Origin of the sequence: Ensifer sp. ENS07 (assembly GCF_014852185.1) — a bacterium.
GTDB classification, from domain to species: domain Bacteria; phylum Pseudomonadota; class Alphaproteobacteria; order Rhizobiales; family Rhizobiaceae; genus Ensifer; species Ensifer adhaerens.
Genome location: NZ_JACVBE010000002.1, coordinates 242,717 through 258,318 on the forward strand (window position 1 = coordinate 242,717; position 15,602 = coordinate 258,318).

General features: G+C 63.4%; 17 protein-coding genes. 8 read left to right on the forward strand and 9 right to left on the reverse strand.

Translation table 11 applies throughout. The features are described 5' to 3' along the window. The first annotated feature begins 35 nt into the window (after positions 1-35). A complete protein-coding gene (locus tag IB277_RS08240) occupies positions 36-1,571 on the forward strand; it encodes a HAMP domain-containing sensor histidine kinase (RefSeq protein WP_090294420.1) in 1,536 nt (511 codons plus the stop codon). 3 nt (positions 1,572-1,574) lie between these two features. Next, positions 1,575-2,117 carry a GNAT family N-acetyltransferase gene (locus IB277_RS08245; protein ID WP_110819195.1) on the forward strand — a complete coding sequence of 181 codons (543 nt, stop codon included), beginning with the start codon at positions 1,575-1,577 and terminating at the stop codon, positions 2,115-2,117. A 4-nt stretch (positions 2,118-2,121) separates the two neighbouring features. Here IB277_RS08245 and IB277_RS08250 read toward each other — a convergent pair whose 3' ends face one another. Together IB277_RS08250 and cobT are read right to left on the reverse strand one after the other, a co-directional pair. Then, entirely contained in the window at positions 2,122-2,535 is a 414-nt protein-coding gene (locus IB277_RS08250; protein ID WP_034795175.1) for a diacylglycerol kinase, read from the reverse strand. Positions 2,536-2,763: 228 nt separating this feature from the next. After that, entirely contained in the window at positions 2,764-3,780 is a 1,017-nt protein-coding gene (gene cobT / locus IB277_RS08255) for a nicotinate-nucleotide--dimethylbenzimidazole phosphoribosyltransferase (RefSeq protein WP_034795180.1), read from the reverse strand. 247 nt (positions 3,781-4,027) lie between these two features. Between cobT and IB277_RS08260 the strand changes: the two genes are divergently transcribed. From IB277_RS08260 to IB277_RS08275, 4 genes are read left to right on the forward strand one after another with little or no spacing between them, the layout of a single operon-like run. Further along, positions 4,028-4,816 carry an adenosylcobinamide-GDP ribazoletransferase gene (locus IB277_RS08260; protein ID WP_060600886.1) on the forward strand — a complete coding sequence of 263 codons (789 nt, stop codon included), beginning with the start codon at positions 4,028-4,030 and terminating at the stop codon, positions 4,814-4,816. A 35-nt stretch (positions 4,817-4,851) separates the two neighbouring features. Next, positions 4,852-5,073 (forward strand): DUF1289 domain-containing protein, encoded by a 222-nt coding sequence (locus IB277_RS08265; protein WP_089044154.1) that lies wholly within the window; start codon positions 4,852-4,854, stop codon positions 5,071-5,073. Continuing rightward, entirely contained in the window at positions 5,070-5,771 is a 702-nt protein-coding gene (locus IB277_RS08270) for a TIGR02281 family clan AA aspartic protease (RefSeq protein ID WP_060520665.1), read from the forward strand. Before IB277_RS08265 ends, IB277_RS08270 begins: the two co-directional genes overlap by 4 nt. 56 nt (positions 5,772-5,827) lie before the next feature. After that, on the forward strand, positions 5,828-6,517 hold the full coding sequence (locus IB277_RS08275; RefSeq protein WP_246812718.1) for a permease: 690 nt from the start codon (positions 5,828-5,830) through the stop codon (positions 6,515-6,517). 13 nt (positions 6,518-6,530) lie between these two features. Here the strand turns inward: IB277_RS08275 and IB277_RS08280 are convergent, their stop codons facing one another. From IB277_RS08280 to IB277_RS08315, 7 genes are all read right to left on the reverse strand, one after another. Further along, positions 6,531-7,292 (reverse strand): ABC transporter permease, encoded by a 762-nt coding sequence (locus IB277_RS08280; protein WP_034795209.1) that lies wholly within the window; start codon positions 7,290-7,292, stop codon positions 6,531-6,533. Then, a complete protein-coding gene (locus IB277_RS08285; RefSeq protein ID WP_034795212.1) occupies positions 7,289-8,215 on the reverse strand; it encodes an ABC transporter ATP-binding protein in 927 nt (308 codons plus the stop codon). The genes IB277_RS08280 and IB277_RS08285 overlap by 4 nt, the downstream gene beginning before the upstream one ends. A gap of 106 nt (positions 8,216-8,321) precedes the next feature. Continuing rightward, positions 8,322-8,807: a YeeE/YedE family protein gene (locus IB277_RS08290; RefSeq protein WP_090293932.1), complete on the reverse strand. Its 486-nt coding sequence runs from the start codon at positions 8,805-8,807 to the stop codon at positions 8,322-8,324. A 395-nt stretch (positions 8,808-9,202) separates the two neighbouring features. Beyond that, positions 9,203-9,535, reverse strand: coding sequence for a metalloregulator ArsR/SmtB family transcription factor (locus tag IB277_RS08300; RefSeq protein ID WP_034795232.1), 333 nt, complete (start codon positions 9,533-9,535; stop codon positions 9,203-9,205). Positions 9,536-10,148: 613 nt separating this feature from the next. Then, positions 10,149-11,384 (reverse strand): extensin family protein, encoded by a 1,236-nt coding sequence (locus IB277_RS08305; RefSeq protein ID WP_192370942.1) that lies wholly within the window; start codon positions 11,382-11,384, stop codon positions 10,149-10,151. Positions 11,385-11,710: 326 nt separating this feature from the next. Next, complete coding sequence (locus IB277_RS08310) at positions 11,711-12,262, reverse strand: Kazal-type serine protease inhibitor domain-containing protein (RefSeq protein ID WP_034795236.1); 552 nt, start codon at positions 12,260-12,262, stop codon at positions 11,711-11,713. A 238-nt stretch (positions 12,263-12,500) separates the two neighbouring features. Continuing rightward, the gene (locus tag IB277_RS08315) at positions 12,501-14,315 is read right to left on the reverse strand and encodes a methyl-accepting chemotaxis protein (RefSeq protein ID WP_090293935.1); all 1,815 of its coding nucleotides are present in this window, start codon (positions 14,313-14,315) and stop codon (positions 12,501-12,503) included. A gap of 273 nt (positions 14,316-14,588) precedes the next feature. Here IB277_RS08315 and IB277_RS08320 point away from each other — a divergent pair, with 273 nt between their 5' ends. Beyond that, a complete protein-coding gene (locus IB277_RS08320) occupies positions 14,589-14,978 on the forward strand; it encodes an acyl-CoA thioesterase (RefSeq protein ID WP_043626011.1) in 390 nt (129 codons plus the stop codon). A gap of 11 nt (positions 14,979-14,989) precedes the next feature. Next, positions 14,990-15,580: a hypothetical protein gene (locus IB277_RS08325; protein ID WP_162731911.1), complete on the forward strand. Its 591-nt coding sequence runs from the start codon at positions 14,990-14,992 to the stop codon at positions 15,578-15,580. Positions 15,581-15,602 lie beyond the last annotated feature (22 nt).

A 15,602-nucleotide genomic window follows, 5' to 3' on the forward strand; every position in this document is an offset into this window, starting at 1 on the left:
AGACTGCAACGCAATCGCAACCGTCGCATATGAGCATGAGTATCGCTGCCAGCACATCGACCGATAAGATTATCGTCGACAAATCGCGTAGCCATCGAAACAAGGCCGTTTCGAGGACGGTCCGCGCGACGCGTGAGCGGCTGCAGACAGGCTCGTCGGTGCCCTCGGGCTTCGAGCGCGAGATGCTCAATCTCTACATCGACAGTGCTCTGCATGGCGCGATCGCCATTCCGGTGCTCGTTACGCTGATTGCGGCGGTCGGCATCTATCTCTCCGGCAATCTCGGTTTCGTCCTCTGGGCGGTCATGACGCTCTCGGCCCATGCCGTCACGCTCTTCTTTGCGCGCAAGGCACGCCGGGAAGACATCAGCGCCGAGAAGGTTCCGGTCTGGCGCCGCCGCTTCCTGCTCGGCCAGGTGCTGATGGGCCTCTGCTGGGCGACCTTCGTCGCACAGGATTGCGCGAGCTGCGGCAACGTGCGCTTCGGCTTCTTCGAGGGCACGGTACTGCTGGTCGCGCTTGCTGCGACCGCTATGGGCACGTTCCTGCTGCGCAATGCGCTCCTTTACACTTTCGCCCCGGTCGTGGCAGCCCTCGCGTTTGCATCGCTCACGACCGGCGACGTGATCTATATGGGGCTCACCGGCGTCATCTCGCTGTCGCTGCTCTTTCTGGTGCTGATGACGGACCGCATGAACCGCGCAAGCGTGCACATCCTCTCCGTTCAATCGGAAAAGGACGACCTGATCGCGGAACTCGAAGTTGCAAAGTCGATGTCCGACGAAGCCCGCCGGCGTGCCGAAGAGGCAAACCTCGCCAAGTCGCGCTTCCTCGCATCCATGTCGCACGAGCTGCGCACGCCGCTGAACGCCATTCTCGGCTTCTCCGAGGTGATGTCGACAGAGGTTCTGGGCCCGCTCAGCAACCCGACCTACAAGGAATACACCAACGACATCCACCGCTCTGGCGAGCACCTGCTGAACCTCATCAACGAGATCCTCGACCTGTCGCGCATCGAGGCCGGCCGCTACGACCTCAACGAGGATTCGGTCAGCCTGGTCGATATCGCCGAGGATTGCATCGGCATGGTGCAACTGAAGGCCCGCGCCAAGAACATCACCATCCACCAGCAGTTCGAACACGGCATGCCCTCGGTCTGGATCGACGAAAAGTCGATGCGCCAGGTCATTCTCAATCTGCTGTCGAATGCCGTGAAGTTCACCAATACCGGCGGCGAAGTCACCTTCAAGGTCGGCTGGACCGCGGGCGGCGGCCAGTATCTCTCGATCAAGGACAACGGCCCCGGCATTCCCGAGGAAGAAATCCCGATCGTGCTCTCGGCCTTCGGCCAGGGCTCGATCGCCATCAAGAGTGCCGAACAGGGCACGGGTCTCGGCCTGCCGATCGTCCAGGCCATCCTCGCCAAGCACAATGGCGAATTCATCCTGCGCTCGAAGCTGCGCGAAGGTACAGAGGCGATCGCCATCCTGCCGGCGCGCCGCGTGCTCGAAAGCCTGCCGGCGATCGAGGATGTCGCAGCCCCGGTTCGCCGCCGCAAGAGCTTCGCCTGATCCATGCACATCGAAACGCAGCGCCTCAGGCTTCGGCCCTGGGAAGAACGCGATATCGCGCCTTTCGCGCTTGCCAATGCCGATCCCGAAGTCCGGCGCTACTACTATCCGGCCATTCTGACGCGCGACGAAACGGCAACGATGATTGCCGACTGCGTCCGCCATCTCGCCGACCGCGGCTTCGGCTTCCTCGCCGTTGAACGCAAATCCGATGGCGCGCTGATCGGCGGTCTCGGCCTTTCTGAGGCTGGAGACGAAATCCCCGACGGACCGCATGTCGAAATCGGCTGGATCCTTGCCCGCCCCTACTGGCGGCAAGGATACGCGCTGGAAGCGGCGAGCGCCTACCTGGACCATGCATGGCGCACACTCGGCCTTGCCGAGGTAATCGGCTATACCTCGCGCATCAACCAGCCTTCGCGGGCACTGATGGAAAGATTGGGCATGCGCTCGGATCCGGCCGATGATTTCGACGACGTCACGGTGCCCGGGGGCAACCCGCTGCGTCCGCATGTGCTTTATCGGGTGAAGGCGCCGGCCCGCTAGCCGGTCAGTTCATGAAGCCGTCGAAGATCACGACATAGGCGGCATAGACACCGTTGGCGACAATCAGGCAGAGGCAGGCGAAGGAGCCGAGATCCTTGGCGTTCTTACCCATTTCCGAGATTTCGGGAGAAACGCGATCGACAATTTCCTCGATTGCCGTGTTGATCGCCTCGAAGGCCATCATCAGTAGGAACAGGATCGCCATCGCCACATATTGGAAGAAGGTTGCGCCGACAATGATGAAAGCGATCATCGCGGCCGCAAAGGCGATCAACTCGTGGCGAAAGGCAGCCTCGCCGATCAGCCGCTTGGCGCCGCCGAGCGAATAGCTCGCAGCGGCAAAGAGATGCCGAATGCCGGTCTGCTTCTCGACAGGACCCGTCTGTCCAATGCGGTGCGTGGTGTTCTTGGCGTCCATTTCGTCTCGACAGGGCTTGAAACTGTGCTTGCTTCGACATCGTGATTGAGGCGAATGCAAGGCGGTCTCGGTTGCAGGCACCCAAGACTATAGCTAGGGCGCGCATTTGCGCTTTGGATAGGCGAGAAGGACGCATCCATCAAGGCCCGGCACGCGACAGCTTCGCGCCCGTGACAGGCCTTGGACAGAAACCGGCCGGCCTTCCTGCAAAGCCCGGCCGGAACTTCACTATTCCTTGTTGCTGACGCCGGCCTGGGCAAAGGTCGCCATGCCGCTGTGGCAAGCGGCCGCCGCCTTGACGATACCGGCGGCAAGGGCCGCGCCCGTGCCTTCGCCAAGCCGCATGCCGAGTGCCAGCAGCGGCGTCTTGCCGAGCTTCTCGATCGCGCGCAGATGCCCCGGTTCGCCCGAAACATGGCCGATCAGGCAATGGTCGAGGGCCGACGGGTTGGCCGCCTTCAGGATCGAAGCCGCAGCGGTCGCCACGTAGCCGTCAATGATGACAGGTACCTTCTGGACGCGGGCGGCCAGGATGGCGCCAGCCATGGCCGCGATCTCACGACCGCCGAGGCGACGCATCAGTTCGAGCGGATCGGACAGGTGATCGCGATGCAACGCCACGGCCTTTTCGACCGCGGCGATCTTGCGCTTCAGCACCTCGCCTTCGGAGCCGGTACCCGGACCGACCCATTCTTCGGCCGTGCCACCATAAAGGCCGAGATTGATCGCGGCCGCGATCGTGGTGTTGCCGATGCCCATTTCGCCGATGCACAGAAGATCCGTGCCGCCAGCAATCGCCTCCATGCCAAAGGCCATGGTCGCGGCGCAATCGCGCTCGGACAGCGCGGCTTCCTCGGTGATATCACCGGTCGGGTATTCGAGTGCGAGGTCGAAGACCTTCAGCCCGAGGTCGTGGCTGACGCAGATCTGGTTGATCGCAGCGCCACCGGCGGCAAAATTCTCGACCATCTGTGCGGTGACGGATGACGGGAACGGGGTCACGCCCTGGCGGGTGACGCCGTGGTTGCCGGCAAAGATCGCCACCAGCGGCCGGTTGACCACCGGCGCCTTGCCCGTCCAGGCGGCGAGCCAGAAGGCGATTTCCTCGAGGCGGCCGAGCGCGCCCGGCGGCTTCGTCAGCTGGGCGTCCCGCTCCCGCGCGGCAACAAGGGCTGCCGCATCCGGGCCCGGCAGGTTGCGCAACAATTCGCGAAAATCATCAAACGGCAGGCCGCTGGCACTCATGGGAGGAATCCTTGCATCATCGTGAAGCTCTAACTACGCCCCTCATAGAGGGCGCCGAAAATTCGGGCAACGACATTTGCGCCAATCGGCGTCGCCGTCTCGATCCGCGAGCGGTCGCAGACGGCCTATGAAAGGTCTGGGAAAAGTGTGCGCGGCCCTCGCGGGTGCGCCCGCCCGGCTTGCGAGACTCGCCGCAGTCGGCGAGTTTGGCAGCGGCCGGGTCAATGGCCGCAACCTTGGAGGAGCCATGGGCTTCGTTGGCGATTTCTGTGACGATGTGGCGCGGTCGATCGGCTTTCTCAGCCGCATCCCGATGCCTGCGCGCCATTTCGAAGGTTATGACGGGCGCTTGAGCCGTGCCGTGCGCGCCTTCCCGCTAGCCGGCCTGGCGATCGCACTGCCATCGGCGGCCGTCGCCATGGCCCTCATGGCGCTGCAGGTGAGCTCGCTCTTTGCCGCCTTTGTCGTCGTCGCCATCCAGGCGCTTGTCACCGGCGCACTGCACGAAGACGGGCTTGGCGACACGGCCGATGGCTTTGGCGGCGGTCGCGACCGCGAAGCGGCGCTTGCGATCATGAAGGACAGCCGCATCGGCACCTATGCGGCCGTCGCCCTCATCCTCTCCTTCGGCCTGCGCGTCTCGGCGCTCGCCTCGATCCTGCCGCTCTTTTCGCCGCTGGGCGCCGCCATGGCGATCCTTGGCGCAGCGTGCCTCAGCCGCGCCGCCATGGTTTGGCACTGGTCGTCGCTTCCGCCGGCGCGCAGCGGCGGCGTCGCGGCCTCGGCTGGCGAGCCGGAACCGGCGGCCACGCGCTTCGCGCTTGCCTTCGGACTTCTTGTCGCAATGCTGCTCTTCTATCTCGCGCAGGTCCCGGCGCTCGGCGTCATCGCGGCGCTCGTCGCATTCCTTGCCACGGTCAAGGGCTTCGCTCGGCTGGCGATGCGCAAGATCGGCGGACAAACGGGCGACACGATCGGGGCGACGCAGCAACTGACCGAAATCGCCGTGCTCGGTGCCCTTGCGCTGACGGTTTGAAACATCGATATATCAAGGGAAAACTGAGCACGCCCATGGAATCTCCCTGCATTCTCGTCTGTTCGATCGATGACAAGACCGGCTACTGTTTCGGCTGCGGCCGTACCCGCGACGAAGTCGGACGCTGGACGCTCTATACCGATGCCGAACGCCGCGCGATCATGAGCGTGTTGCCTGCGCGGCTTGAGACCGTCGAACGCAAGCCGCGGCGCGAAACCCGACGCACGCGCATGGCGAGGGAACGCGGCGAAGCATGACCCGTCTTGCCATCCTGCTCTCGATCCTGGCCATCGGCCTCATCCTGCTGATCATCAACCACGACACCGGCCGCACCATGGGGCTCGCCAATGACCAGTTCGGGCAACTGGTCTCGCTCGGGGCCATCGCCACGCTGATCGGCGCCGGCATCCTGCAGAGCCGCCACCGCTTCGGCGAAGGCCTGCGTCAGATCGCCATCTGGCTCTTCGTCGTTCTGGCGCTGGTCTCGGCCTATGTCTACCGTTTCGAGTTGGAGGGCTTCGGCAACCGCCTGCTCGCCGGCCTCATCCCCGGCCGCGCCACCATCATCACCGACAGCGAGGGACAGCAGGAAGTGGTGCTGCAGAAGATGTTGAACGGTCATTTCGAGACCACTGCGACGGTCGACGGCAAGGACATCAGCATGCTGGTCGATACCGGCGCCAGCAACATCGCGCTCACCTATGAAGATGCGGAAAAGATCGGCCTCGACCCGGCCAACCTCAACTATATCGTTACGGTCATGACAGCCAATGGCCGGGCCCAGGCAGCCCCCGTGATGCTTCAGGAGATCTCGATCGGCCCGATCACCCGCCGCAACATCGGCGCAACGGTCGCAGCCAAGGGCAAGCTCGATCAGAGCCTGCTCGGCATGAGCTTCCTGTCGACGCTGGAGATGCTGCAGATGCGTACCGACGAGCTGCGTCTGCGCGACTGACCGGCATCGGCCCCGGCGCGCGGTCGTGCCACGCATAGAAGCAAGGGGAGCACGGCATGGATTTCATGCGACTGCTGAAGTCGATCGAGGAACTGCTCTATGAGCTCGTCTGCTGGCTGCTGTTTTATCCGCTCACCCTGTGGCGCACGCTGCGCCACCCGCAGGCGATGATGCGCTATGCCGACGTCGAGCTCGGCGACGACCTGCCGGAGCAGTACTCGGATGCGCTGAGCCCGCCGCTTTTTCTGCTGATCACGCTGCTCTTGGCGCATGGGCTGGAGCTCGGCCTCGTCAGCCGCGCAGTTCCCTGGGCGCCGACGTCGCTGCTTGCCTCCGACTCCAACCTGCTGATGTTTCGGGCTGTCGCCTTCAGTATTCTGCCTCTGCTGATGGCCGTGAAGCTCCTGCGCAACAAGGGTGCCAAGCTGACACGCGAGACGCTGCGTCCGCCCTTCTTCAGCCAGTACTACGTCACGGCACCCTTCGCTTTTGCCATCAGCCTCGGTGGCCAATTGCTCTTGGCCGGGCACAACGCCTTCACCACTGTCGGCGCCGCCTTCGTGGTCGCTTCGATCGTCTGGTACATCGTTGCCGAAACGCGCTGGTTCATGGCCGACCTCGGGCTCTCCGCCGTGCGGTCGCTCCTCCACGTCGTGGTCACGATTCTTCAGGCGCTGCTCGCGATGGCCGTCGCCAGCACGATCATCGCCTATGCCAGTGGAGCCGTGCCGGCGCTAGCACCCTGACGACCGATGGAAGTCAGTTACGCAGGCGGTAGCCGGTGCGGAAGATCCAGGCGAGCACCGACATGCAGACAGTCAGGAAGGCAATGATGATCACCGCGCTGAAGATCGGGTTGACGTCCGACACCTCGAAGAAGCTCCAGCGGAAACCGCTGATGAGGTACAGCACCGGGTTGAAATGGCTGACGGCCTGCCAGAAGGGCGGCAGCATCTTCACCGAATAGAAGCTGCCGCCGAGGAAGACGAGCGGCGGGATCACCAGCATGGGGATCAGGTTCAGTTGCTCGAAATCCTTGGCCCAGATGCCGATGATGAAGCCGAACAGGCTGAAGGAAATCGCCGTCAGCACGAAGAAGAAGACCATGACGAAGGGATGAGCGATCGTCAGGTCGACGAAGAGCGATGCCGTCAGGAGAATGATCGTGCCGATCATCATCCCCTTGGTCGCCGCGGCGCCGACATAGCCGAGCACGATCTCCACCATCGAGACCGGCGAGGAAAGCACCTCGTAGATCGTGCCGGTGAATTTCGGGAAATAGATGCCGAAGGACCCGTTACCGATGCACTGGGTCAGAAGCGTCAGCATCATCAGGCCGGGCGTGATGAAGGCGCCATAGGAAACGCCGTCGATCTCCTGGATGCGGCCGCCGATCGCCGCGCCGAAGACGATGAAATAGAGCGACGTGGAGATAACGGGCGACACCACGCTCTGCAGAAGTGTGCGGCGTGTGCGGGCCATCTCGAAGAAATAGATCGATTTGATCGCTTCGATGTTCATCGCCCTGCCCCCACGATTTCGACGAAAATGTCTTCCAGCGAGCTCTGTCGCGTGGAAATGTCCTTGAGCCTGATGCCGGCCTCCGCCAAGGCGGCGAGCAAGGTGGTGATCCCGGTCCGCTCGGCGCTAGTGTCATAATCGTAGATCAGACAATGGCCGTCGCCTTCGAGCGTCAGGTTGTAACCCGAGAGCACGTCAGGCACGCCATCCAGCGGATGGGCGAGATCGACGCGCAACTGCTTGCGCCCGAGCTTCGACATCAGCGCCGCCTTGTCCTCGACCAGCAGGATCTCGCCGCCGTTGATGACGCCGATGCGGTCGGCGATTTCTTCCGCCTCTTCGATGTAGTGTGTCGTCAGGATGATCGTCACGCCCGAGGCGCGCAGCCGCTCGACCACGTCCCACATGCTCTTGCGCAGGTTGACGTCGACGCCGGCCGTCGGCTCGTCGAGGAAGAGGACCCGCGGCTCATGCGACAGCGCCTTGGCGATCAGCACGCGCCGCTTCATGCCGCCCGAAAGCTCGCGCAGCATGTTGTCCTTCTTGTCCCAGAGCGACAGGTCCTTCAGCACCTTTTCGATATGGGCGGGGTTCGGTTTCTTGCCGTGCAGCCCGCGGGAGAAGGTGACCGTGTTCCAGACGGTTTCGAAAGCGTCGGTGGTCAGCTCCTGCGGCACGAGCCCGATCATCGCGCGGGTCTCGCGGAAATCGCGCACCACGTCGTGCCCCCCGACCATCACCGTTCCGCCGCTCGGATTGACGATACCGCAGATGATCGAGATCAGCGTCGTCTTGCCGGCGCCGTTCGGCCCGAGCAACGCCAGGATTTCGCCTTCCTCGATATCGAGGCTGACGCCCTTCAGCGCCTTGAAGCCGGAGGCATAAGTCTTCGACAGATTGGAAACGGAAACGATTGGCGCCATGAAAACTGATCCGGAAGGAGGGGCAGAGTCTTGAGGTCCCGCCCTATATGGGACAATTCATTCCGATTTGCAGCCGGCTGGAATGAAAAAACAAGATGACTGTGCGTCAACGCGGCTGAGACAGTCCCGTATCGGCGCCCGCTCCGGCCGATGTCTGCCTCGGGAGCTTGCGGTCAACCAGCCGGTCATGGACAAGCATCCCGGCCAGCATTGCCACCACGAAGAGGACCGTTGCCGGCAAGCCAAGCGACAGCGAGGCGAGCGCCGGGCCCGGGCAAAGCCCGACCAGCCCCCAGCCGACGCCGAAGATCGCCGAGCCGACGATCAGTCGCCGGTCGATGACCTGATTGTTGGGCAGATGAAAGGTCCCGTCGAACAGCGGATGTTTCAACCGGCGCGTCACCAGAACTCCGAGCGCCGAAACGAAGACAGCGCCGCCGAGCACGAAGGCAAGGCTTGGGTTCCAGTTGCCGGTTATGTCAAGAAAAGCCCGCACGCGGGCCGGATCGAGCATTCCCGACAGCGAAAGACCGAAACCGAATACGACGCCGGAGACGAGCGTCGCGGCAAGGCGGAGCAAGGCGCTGTTCATCCGAAGAAACCCGCAACGAAGACCGTGACGATCGCCGCTCCCATGAAGGTGGCGACCGCGGCGATCGAGCGGCGCGACAGCAAGCCCGACAACGCCATGACCGCTGGTGCAGCCCGAGCCCATGCGCGAGCCGAAGCCCACCAGCAGGCCCCCAACCACGAGAAGCGGCCAGGAGGCCGTCACAGTCACCGACGGCCAGGCATCGAAAATGAGGCGGTACAACACCGGTCCGGCAATCAGCCCCAGTACGAACAATGCGCCCGACGAAGCCTGTACGCCCTGCAGCAGGCGCCCTGCGATGCCACTGATGCCGGCCACCCGGCCAGTGGCCACCATCAGGATCGCCGCCGACAGGCCAATCAACAGCCCGCCTACCAGCGCATTCCCGTATTCATTCATGCTTTTGAACCATCTCGACAGAAGATCTGATAGAGCGAGCCGACGAGGCGCGCCACCTTGTCGTGGCTGAGCCGATAGAAAACCTGCTTGGCCTGCCGACGGGTCGCGACAATGCCGGCATCCCGCAAGACCGTCAATTGCTGTGAAAGCGTGGGCTGGCGAATGCCCAGCATTTCCTCGAGCGCCGCGACAGAATGCTCGCCTTCGAGCAGCGCGCTCACGATCAGCAACCTGTTGCGGTTGGCAAGTGTCCTGAGGATTTTAGAAACTTCGGCGGCATGCACAGCCATATCGCTGCGCATCCCCGGAAATTGCATGACCGTTCCCATTTCGTCCTCCTGTGGCGTCAAGGAGTGAGTAGGGCCCCCAATGCTTGTAGCGGCCAACCAGACACTATCCAAGATTGTTATACGAAATAATATAATATCGTATTACTTATTACAAAACCAGACGAAACGGAGAGATCGGCACGGCCTCGCCAACCCAAGGTTTTCTCATACGCAGAAAAACATATAGAAAATTCAGTCTGTTACAATTGGATCCGAAAATGCCGGGAATCGCCATATTTGGGGCAACCGTTCGGAACGCGACCCGGACGAGTAAAACCTAAAGTATAATACTACTTATTTAGGGAATCAGGTCGATTCGCAGATCTTCGCCGACAGCCGGCCAGGAACGCACTCGAACGAAAGCCGGCGCAGGATTTGCTCGGCCGACCACAGCAATTACGCCCAGCTGTCACGAAACCGTGACGCTCTTCGATCAGTTTGCATCGCGCGGGCCGCAACATCGCCCTTTGATTTGCGCTCGTGATTTGCAGGCCGGAGCCTCCCCCTTTTGCTCCGGTCGTTGGGCCGGCCTCCCCGCCGGCCTCTTTTTTTGCCGGCTCCCGAGCTTCGATAGCCGGCAGCTGGAAACCACTGGTGCCAACCGGCTGAACACCTAATCGCAGTGCCGATAACCGGTCTTGCGCGTCCTCAGGTCGAAGTGGAAATGGTCCTTGTGGAAGGGGTCGCTGCCCGGGCCGAGCACGGTGTTGAAGTACTTGCAGCTGTCGGAACGCACGGCCTTCAGCAACGCCTTCTCGCGGAAGGCGAAGAAGCCCTTCTTGCGCACGTCGATTTCCTTGCCCTTCTTCAGCACGAACTTGCCGACATCGATGGCGTTGCCGCGCGCGTGTTCCGACATCGGATTGCCGCGACGCGAATTCATCGTGCGGCAGGAGTAGCCGCCAAGCGGCTTGATCGTCTTGATGCCGGACCAGTAGCGGTAGCGTGACGACGGGGCGAGTTCGTACTTCACCCACTTCGCGAAAGCCTCGGTCACCTCGCAATTGAGCTTGACCGCCGGCTTCACACCGATGCCGCCGGACAGCCCGTTGAGTTCGATCGGATAGTCGATGCCGCAGGACGGACCGTTGCTGATGCGCGGAATGTCGCGGAAGGTGACGCCGAGCTTTTTCAGGCGCTGGCGGCAAGCAATCTCGGAACCGGGCATCGCGCCGGTATATTCGGGCGTCGACATCGGATTGTTGGCGCGCGGCAGGAAGGCGACCTGCTGCGGCTCCTGCGTGCGCTGAAGGCGCTGCTGTTCCATGGCGCGGGCGCGCTGCGCCTGTTCGGCGGCCATCTTGTCCGGCGACAGCGGCGGCAGATCCGGGTCATAGCCAAGGTTCGCTTCGGCCGGCGCGGCGCTGTTTGCGCCGCCGAGCTGGCGCACATTCTCGTCACCAATACCGCCGACCACCGGCTGGCTGGCATTGCCCTCGGCAATGTCGTTGCTCTGCTCCTCCGCAAGCCCCACCACCGGCTGCTCCACGCCGAGCATCGCATCCATGTTGACGCCCTCTTGGGGAATAGCGCTCGAGCCGGCGCTTGCCGGCTGCGCGCCCGTCGCCACCGCCTCGTCGCTATCGAGCATCGGAAGCGCGCGGCGCGTCTGCTGAGGCGCCGCGTGCTGCGGATTGGTCTGGAAGGTCGAGGGCTGCGTGGCGGCCGGATAGGCGGCCACCTCCTCTGCCGGCACGGCATCGACAGGAACCGGCCCGATCGACCCGACCCGCGCCCCGCCATCGATGCGGCCGGGCGGCGAAAGCGCGTCATCGGTGGAGCAGGTGACGAGCGAAAACGAAAGAACGAGCGCCGTCAGCGGGCGATGGAGACGAGTAACATAGGCCATACCGAACTGCGCCTTCCTCCAGGCGGTCCGAAAAAGACCACCGTCATCGCCCCGCTGCCCCTGCCGCCGCCACCGCGTTCAATTGGCACGCAATGGTTGCTACAGCACCTGCAATTGCTGCCTTTTGCCTGTGTCGCAAACCGGGCACAGCGGACAAAAAGCCTGATTTGCCTGGCATTTTATTCAAATACGGTAAACGAAGGCTTGCGCGCCAACCGCTGGAAATGGGGTGTCCGCGCTGCGAATGGTCCATCCATACCGACAAAAAAGAGCCCGCGTCCTCGTCGGACACGGGCTCGCATGCTAAAGGCTTGATCGCTTGGGCCCTAGCGGCACTCGCCGCGATGGACGATCTGGAAACCGGCACCACCCGCCTCGCAGGCGTTGGAGAAGGTTTCGATGCGGCTGCCACGCTGGCCGCAGACCGGGGCATATTCGCGGGTGCAGAACTGGCCCTCGGATGGACGGTCGTCCTCCCTGCGGCATTCGCCGCGGCCGATCACCTGGAAGCCCTCGGAACGCGCCTGGCAGGCGTTCGAGAAGGTCTGCGTGCGGCGGCCGCGCTGGCCACACACCGGATTGTATTCCATCGTGCAGGCCTGCGGCTCGCGATCCGGCGGGCGATAGTCCGGACGGCACTCGCCGCGGTGGATGACGTTGAAGCCGTCAGCGCGCGCCTGGCAGGAGTTCGGGAAGCTGCGCATACGATTGCCGCGCTCGCCACAAACCGGCGCATATTCCATCGTGCAGGCCTGCGGGCGCGTGGGCCTCGGCCCCGGCCGCGGCTCGTCGACGACGACGGTACAGGCGGAAAGAAACCCGAGCGCCAGCATCATGAGCGCGATCGGCCGGGTCAGAAGTAGTTTGAGAAGTGCCATGGTGTCCCCTCTGGTGCAGCGGCCGGCAACCGGAGCGACGCCCCGTCGAACACCTCCCGCTTCTCGCGTATCTATCCCCGGCGGTGCTGAGGTCAAGACAGAGAATGTCTCCGTGCACGACAACCGGTGTGACAACGGCGGCGCCTAAACGCGTATCCTTGCGACAGCATTGCGGCCGACCCCGAATGAAAAACCCGCGCGGCGTAGCGCGCGGGTCGCAATCGACAAACCTGTGGCGTCAGGCGGCGCGGCCGTAACCCGCGTGCGAGCCTGAAGGCTGCAGCCGGAACTTCGTCAGCAGCGACTTCAGCTCGCGGCTTTCGGCCGCCAGCGTCTGGCTCGCCGCCGTGGTTTCCTCCACCATCGCCGCGTTCTGCTGGGTCATCTGGTCCATGCTGTTGACGGCGACATTGACCTCCTGCAGCCCGGTCGCCTGCTCCCGCGCGGCCGTGGCGATCGACGCCACCTGCTCGTTGACCCGGTTGACCTGCGCCTCGATCTCCGAGAGCGCCTCGCCTGTGGAGCGAACCAGATCGACGCCGGCGCCGACCTCGCGCACCGAGGCGCCGATCAGTTCCTTGATCTCCTTGGCGGCTCCGGCCGAACGCTGCGCCAACTCGCGCACTTCCTGTGCGACGACGGCAAAGCCGCGGCCCGCCTCGCCGGCGCGCGCTGCCTCGACCCCGGCGTTGAGCGCCAGCAGATTCGTCTGGAAGGCGATCTCGTCGATGACGCCGATGATCTGGCCGATGCGGCCGGACGAGCTTTCGATCCGCCCCATGGCGTCGATGGCATTGCGCACGATGCCGCCGGACTTTGCGGCGCTGGTCCTGGTCCGGTCGACCATCTCACGCGCTTCGTTTGCCCGTTCGGAGGCATGGCGAACCGTCGAGGTGATTTCGTCCAGTGCCGCGGCCGTCTCTTCAAGGGCGGCTGCCTGCTGCTCCGTCCGGCGGGAGAGATTGTTTGCCGCTTCGGAAATATCGCCGGCGCTGGCGGTGACGATCTCGGTCGAATGCGAGATCGAGCCGATGACATCGCGAAGGGCTGCGACGGCGGTGTTGAAGTCGTCCCGCAGCTTGCCGTATTCCGGCGCGATATGGCCGATCTCGGCGGTGAGGTCGCCACTCGCCAGGAGTTCGAGCGCCGCACCAACGGTTTCCATCGTCTCGGCCTGCGCCTCAGCCGTCGCCCGCTGGCGCTGCTCGTTGCCGCGCCGCTCGGAACTCAGTCGCTCCTGCTGTTCTGCCTCACGCGAGCGCAACTCCAGCCGTTCGCGCACCGAGTCACGCAGGACAACGAGGACCTTGGCCATCTGGCCGATCTCGTCGCCACGGTCGGTTTCCGGCACCTCCGAAGACAGATCTTCGTCGGCGATCGCCCGCATCGAGGCCTTCAGCTTTTCGACCGGCTTGACGACGCTGCGCACGATCGCCAGTGCCGCCATCAGGATGGCAAGAGCGGCGGCGGCAAGAATGCCGGCAACCTGCCAGGCGCGGTCGCGGAACATCGCCGCCAGGTCGTCGGCATAGACGCCGGTCCCGACCACCCAGCCCCAGGGCTTGAAGCCGGCAACGTGCGAATACTTCAGCACCGGCGCGTCGGCACCGGGCTTCGGCCAGTAGTAGTCGACGAAACCCTGGCCGCTCTTTTCGACGGTCTTTACGAACTCGACGAAGAGCTGCTTGCCGTTGGGATCCTTGTTTTCGGTGAGGTCCTTGCCGTCGAGCTCCGGCTTGATCGGATGCATGATCATGGTCGGATGCATGTCGTTGACCCAGAAATAGCCGCTGCCCTGGTAGCGCATCGCCTTGATCGCTTCGAGCGCGCGCTTCTGCGCCTCCTCGCGCGGCAGCGTGCCGGCCACTTCCAGCTTGTGATAGCCGTCGAACACGGCGATCGCGTTCTCGTCCATCGCCGCAAGCATCGCCTTTCGTTCGCCGACGAGCTTTTCCTGCGCCTGGAACAGACCGAAGGTCAGCGCCGCCGCCATGGTCAAAAGCGCGAATGCCACCAGCGCGTAGAGACGCGCCGAAATCCTGAATTTCTTCATTGCCAATCCCTTGCCCCTCGGCGCTCCCCGCGCCGCCCCAAATCCTGGCGCCGCGGCATAGCCGGCAGGCACTCCCAGAGCCTGCAGGTTAGGATGAGGTCTTTGCAAAGCTCCTAACGAGGAACCCCTAAATTTGGCATTCCTCATTCACCCCCTGCGAAAGTATAACGAGCCGGCACCTCAAGGACGTTGCCGGCATTTGTGCGGCAGCGGGGTCTTCCCTCCACAAGTGCGCTCGGGTTACATCTTGTCTCCAACAGGGAGACAGGCTGCATGACCGAACAGACGAGACCGACCGGCGAACTCACCTTGCGCACGCTCGCCATGCCGGGCGATGCCAATGCGGCGGGCGACATCTTCGGCGGCTGGGTGATGGCGCAGATGGACCTGTCCTGCGGCATCCGCGCGGCAGAACGCGCCCGCGGCCGCGTCGTGACGGCGGCTGTCAAGGAAATGGCCTTCGCGCTGCCCGTCAAGATCGGCGACACGCTCTGCATCTATACGGACGTGGTCAAGGTTGGCCGCACCTCGATGACGCTCAAGGTCGAAGCCTGGGCGCAGCGTTATCTCTCGCATCTGATGGAAAAGGTGACGGACGCGATCTTCGTGATGGTCGCGCTCGACGAGAACGGCAAACCGAAGCCGGTGCCGGCGGAAGAATAGGAGCGCGGCGCATGGAGCCTGCCCATACCGACCCGGAGATCTTCTCGCATATCCGCGTCGTCATGGGCATGATCGTCAGCCTGAGCCTCGCTCGGCTCTTGAGCGGCATTGCACTCTTCGTCCAGCATCCCGGCAAGACGCGCGTCTACTGGATCCACCTCGGCTGGGTCCTGTTCATGTTCGTCTTCCTCGTGCACTTCTGGTGGTGGGAGTTCCACCTGCATTCGCTGGCGGTGATCGATGTCAGCGTCTACCTCTTCGTCGTCCTCTATTGCTGCGTCTTCTTCTTTCTCTGCGTCATGCTGTTTCCAACGACGCTCGACGACTACAGCGACTACGAACACTATTTCATGTCGCGCCGGGTCTGGTTCTTTGGTGCCCTGGCGCTTGCCTTTGCCGTCGATCTCGTCGACACCGCGTTGAAGGGAAAGGCCTATTTCGCGTCCTACGGCTTTGAGTACCCGGCGCGCAACGCCGCCTACATCCTGCTCTGCATTGCCGCCGCCTGGACCCCGAACCGCCGCTTTCACGCGGTCTTCGTCGTCGCAGCCGTCGCCTACCAGCTCGTCTGGATGTACCGGGCTTTCGATCTTCTCGATTGAGACGCGGCAGGGCCGTCGTTGA

Coding starts and splice junctions, on each gene's coding strand:
- IB277_RS08240 (WP_090294420.1), top strand. CDS start 36: ATGAGTATCGCTGCCAGCACATCGACCGATAAGATTATCGTCGACAAA.
- IB277_RS08245 (WP_110819195.1), top strand. CDS start 1,575: ATGCACATCGAAACGCAGCGCCTCAGGCTTCGGCCCTGGGAAGAACGC.
- IB277_RS08250 (WP_034795175.1), bottom strand. CDS start 2,535: ATGGACGCCAAGAACACCACGCACCGCATTGGACAGACGGGTCCTGTC.
- cobT (WP_034795180.1), bottom strand. CDS start 3,780: ATGAGTGCCAGCGGCCTGCCGTTTGATGATTTTCGCGAATTGTTGCGC.
- IB277_RS08260 (WP_060600886.1), top strand. CDS start 4,028: ATGGGCTTCGTTGGCGATTTCTGTGACGATGTGGCGCGGTCGATCGGC.
- IB277_RS08265 (WP_089044154.1), top strand. CDS start 4,852: ATGGAATCTCCCTGCATTCTCGTCTGTTCGATCGATGACAAGACCGGC.
- IB277_RS08270 (WP_060520665.1), top strand. CDS start 5,070: ATGACCCGTCTTGCCATCCTGCTCTCGATCCTGGCCATCGGCCTCATC.
- IB277_RS08275 (WP_246812718.1), top strand. CDS start 5,828: ATGGATTTCATGCGACTGCTGAAGTCGATCGAGGAACTGCTCTATGAG.
- IB277_RS08280 (WP_034795209.1), bottom strand. CDS start 7,292: ATGAACATCGAAGCGATCAAATCGATCTATTTCTTCGAGATGGCCCGC.
- IB277_RS08285 (WP_034795212.1), bottom strand. CDS start 8,215: ATGGCGCCAATCGTTTCCGTTTCCAATCTGTCGAAGACTTATGCCTCC.
- IB277_RS08290 (WP_090293932.1), bottom strand. CDS start 8,807: ATGAACAGCGCCTTGCTCCGCCTTGCCGCGACGCTCGTCTCCGGCGTC.
- IB277_RS08300 (WP_034795232.1), bottom strand. CDS start 9,535: ATGGGAACGGTCATGCAATTTCCGGGGATGCGCAGCGATATGGCTGTG.
- IB277_RS08305 (WP_192370942.1), bottom strand. CDS start 11,384: ATGGCCTATGTTACTCGTCTCCATCGCCCGCTGACGGCGCTCGTTCTT.
- IB277_RS08310 (WP_034795236.1), bottom strand. CDS start 12,262: ATGGCACTTCTCAAACTACTTCTGACCCGGCCGATCGCGCTCATGATG.
- IB277_RS08315 (WP_090293935.1), bottom strand. CDS start 14,315: ATGAAGAAATTCAGGATTTCGGCGCGTCTCTACGCGCTGGTGGCATTC.
- IB277_RS08320 (WP_043626011.1), top strand. CDS start 14,589: ATGACCGAACAGACGAGACCGACCGGCGAACTCACCTTGCGCACGCTC.
- IB277_RS08325 (WP_162731911.1), top strand. CDS start 14,990: ATGGAGCCTGCCCATACCGACCCGGAGATCTTCTCGCATATCCGCGTC.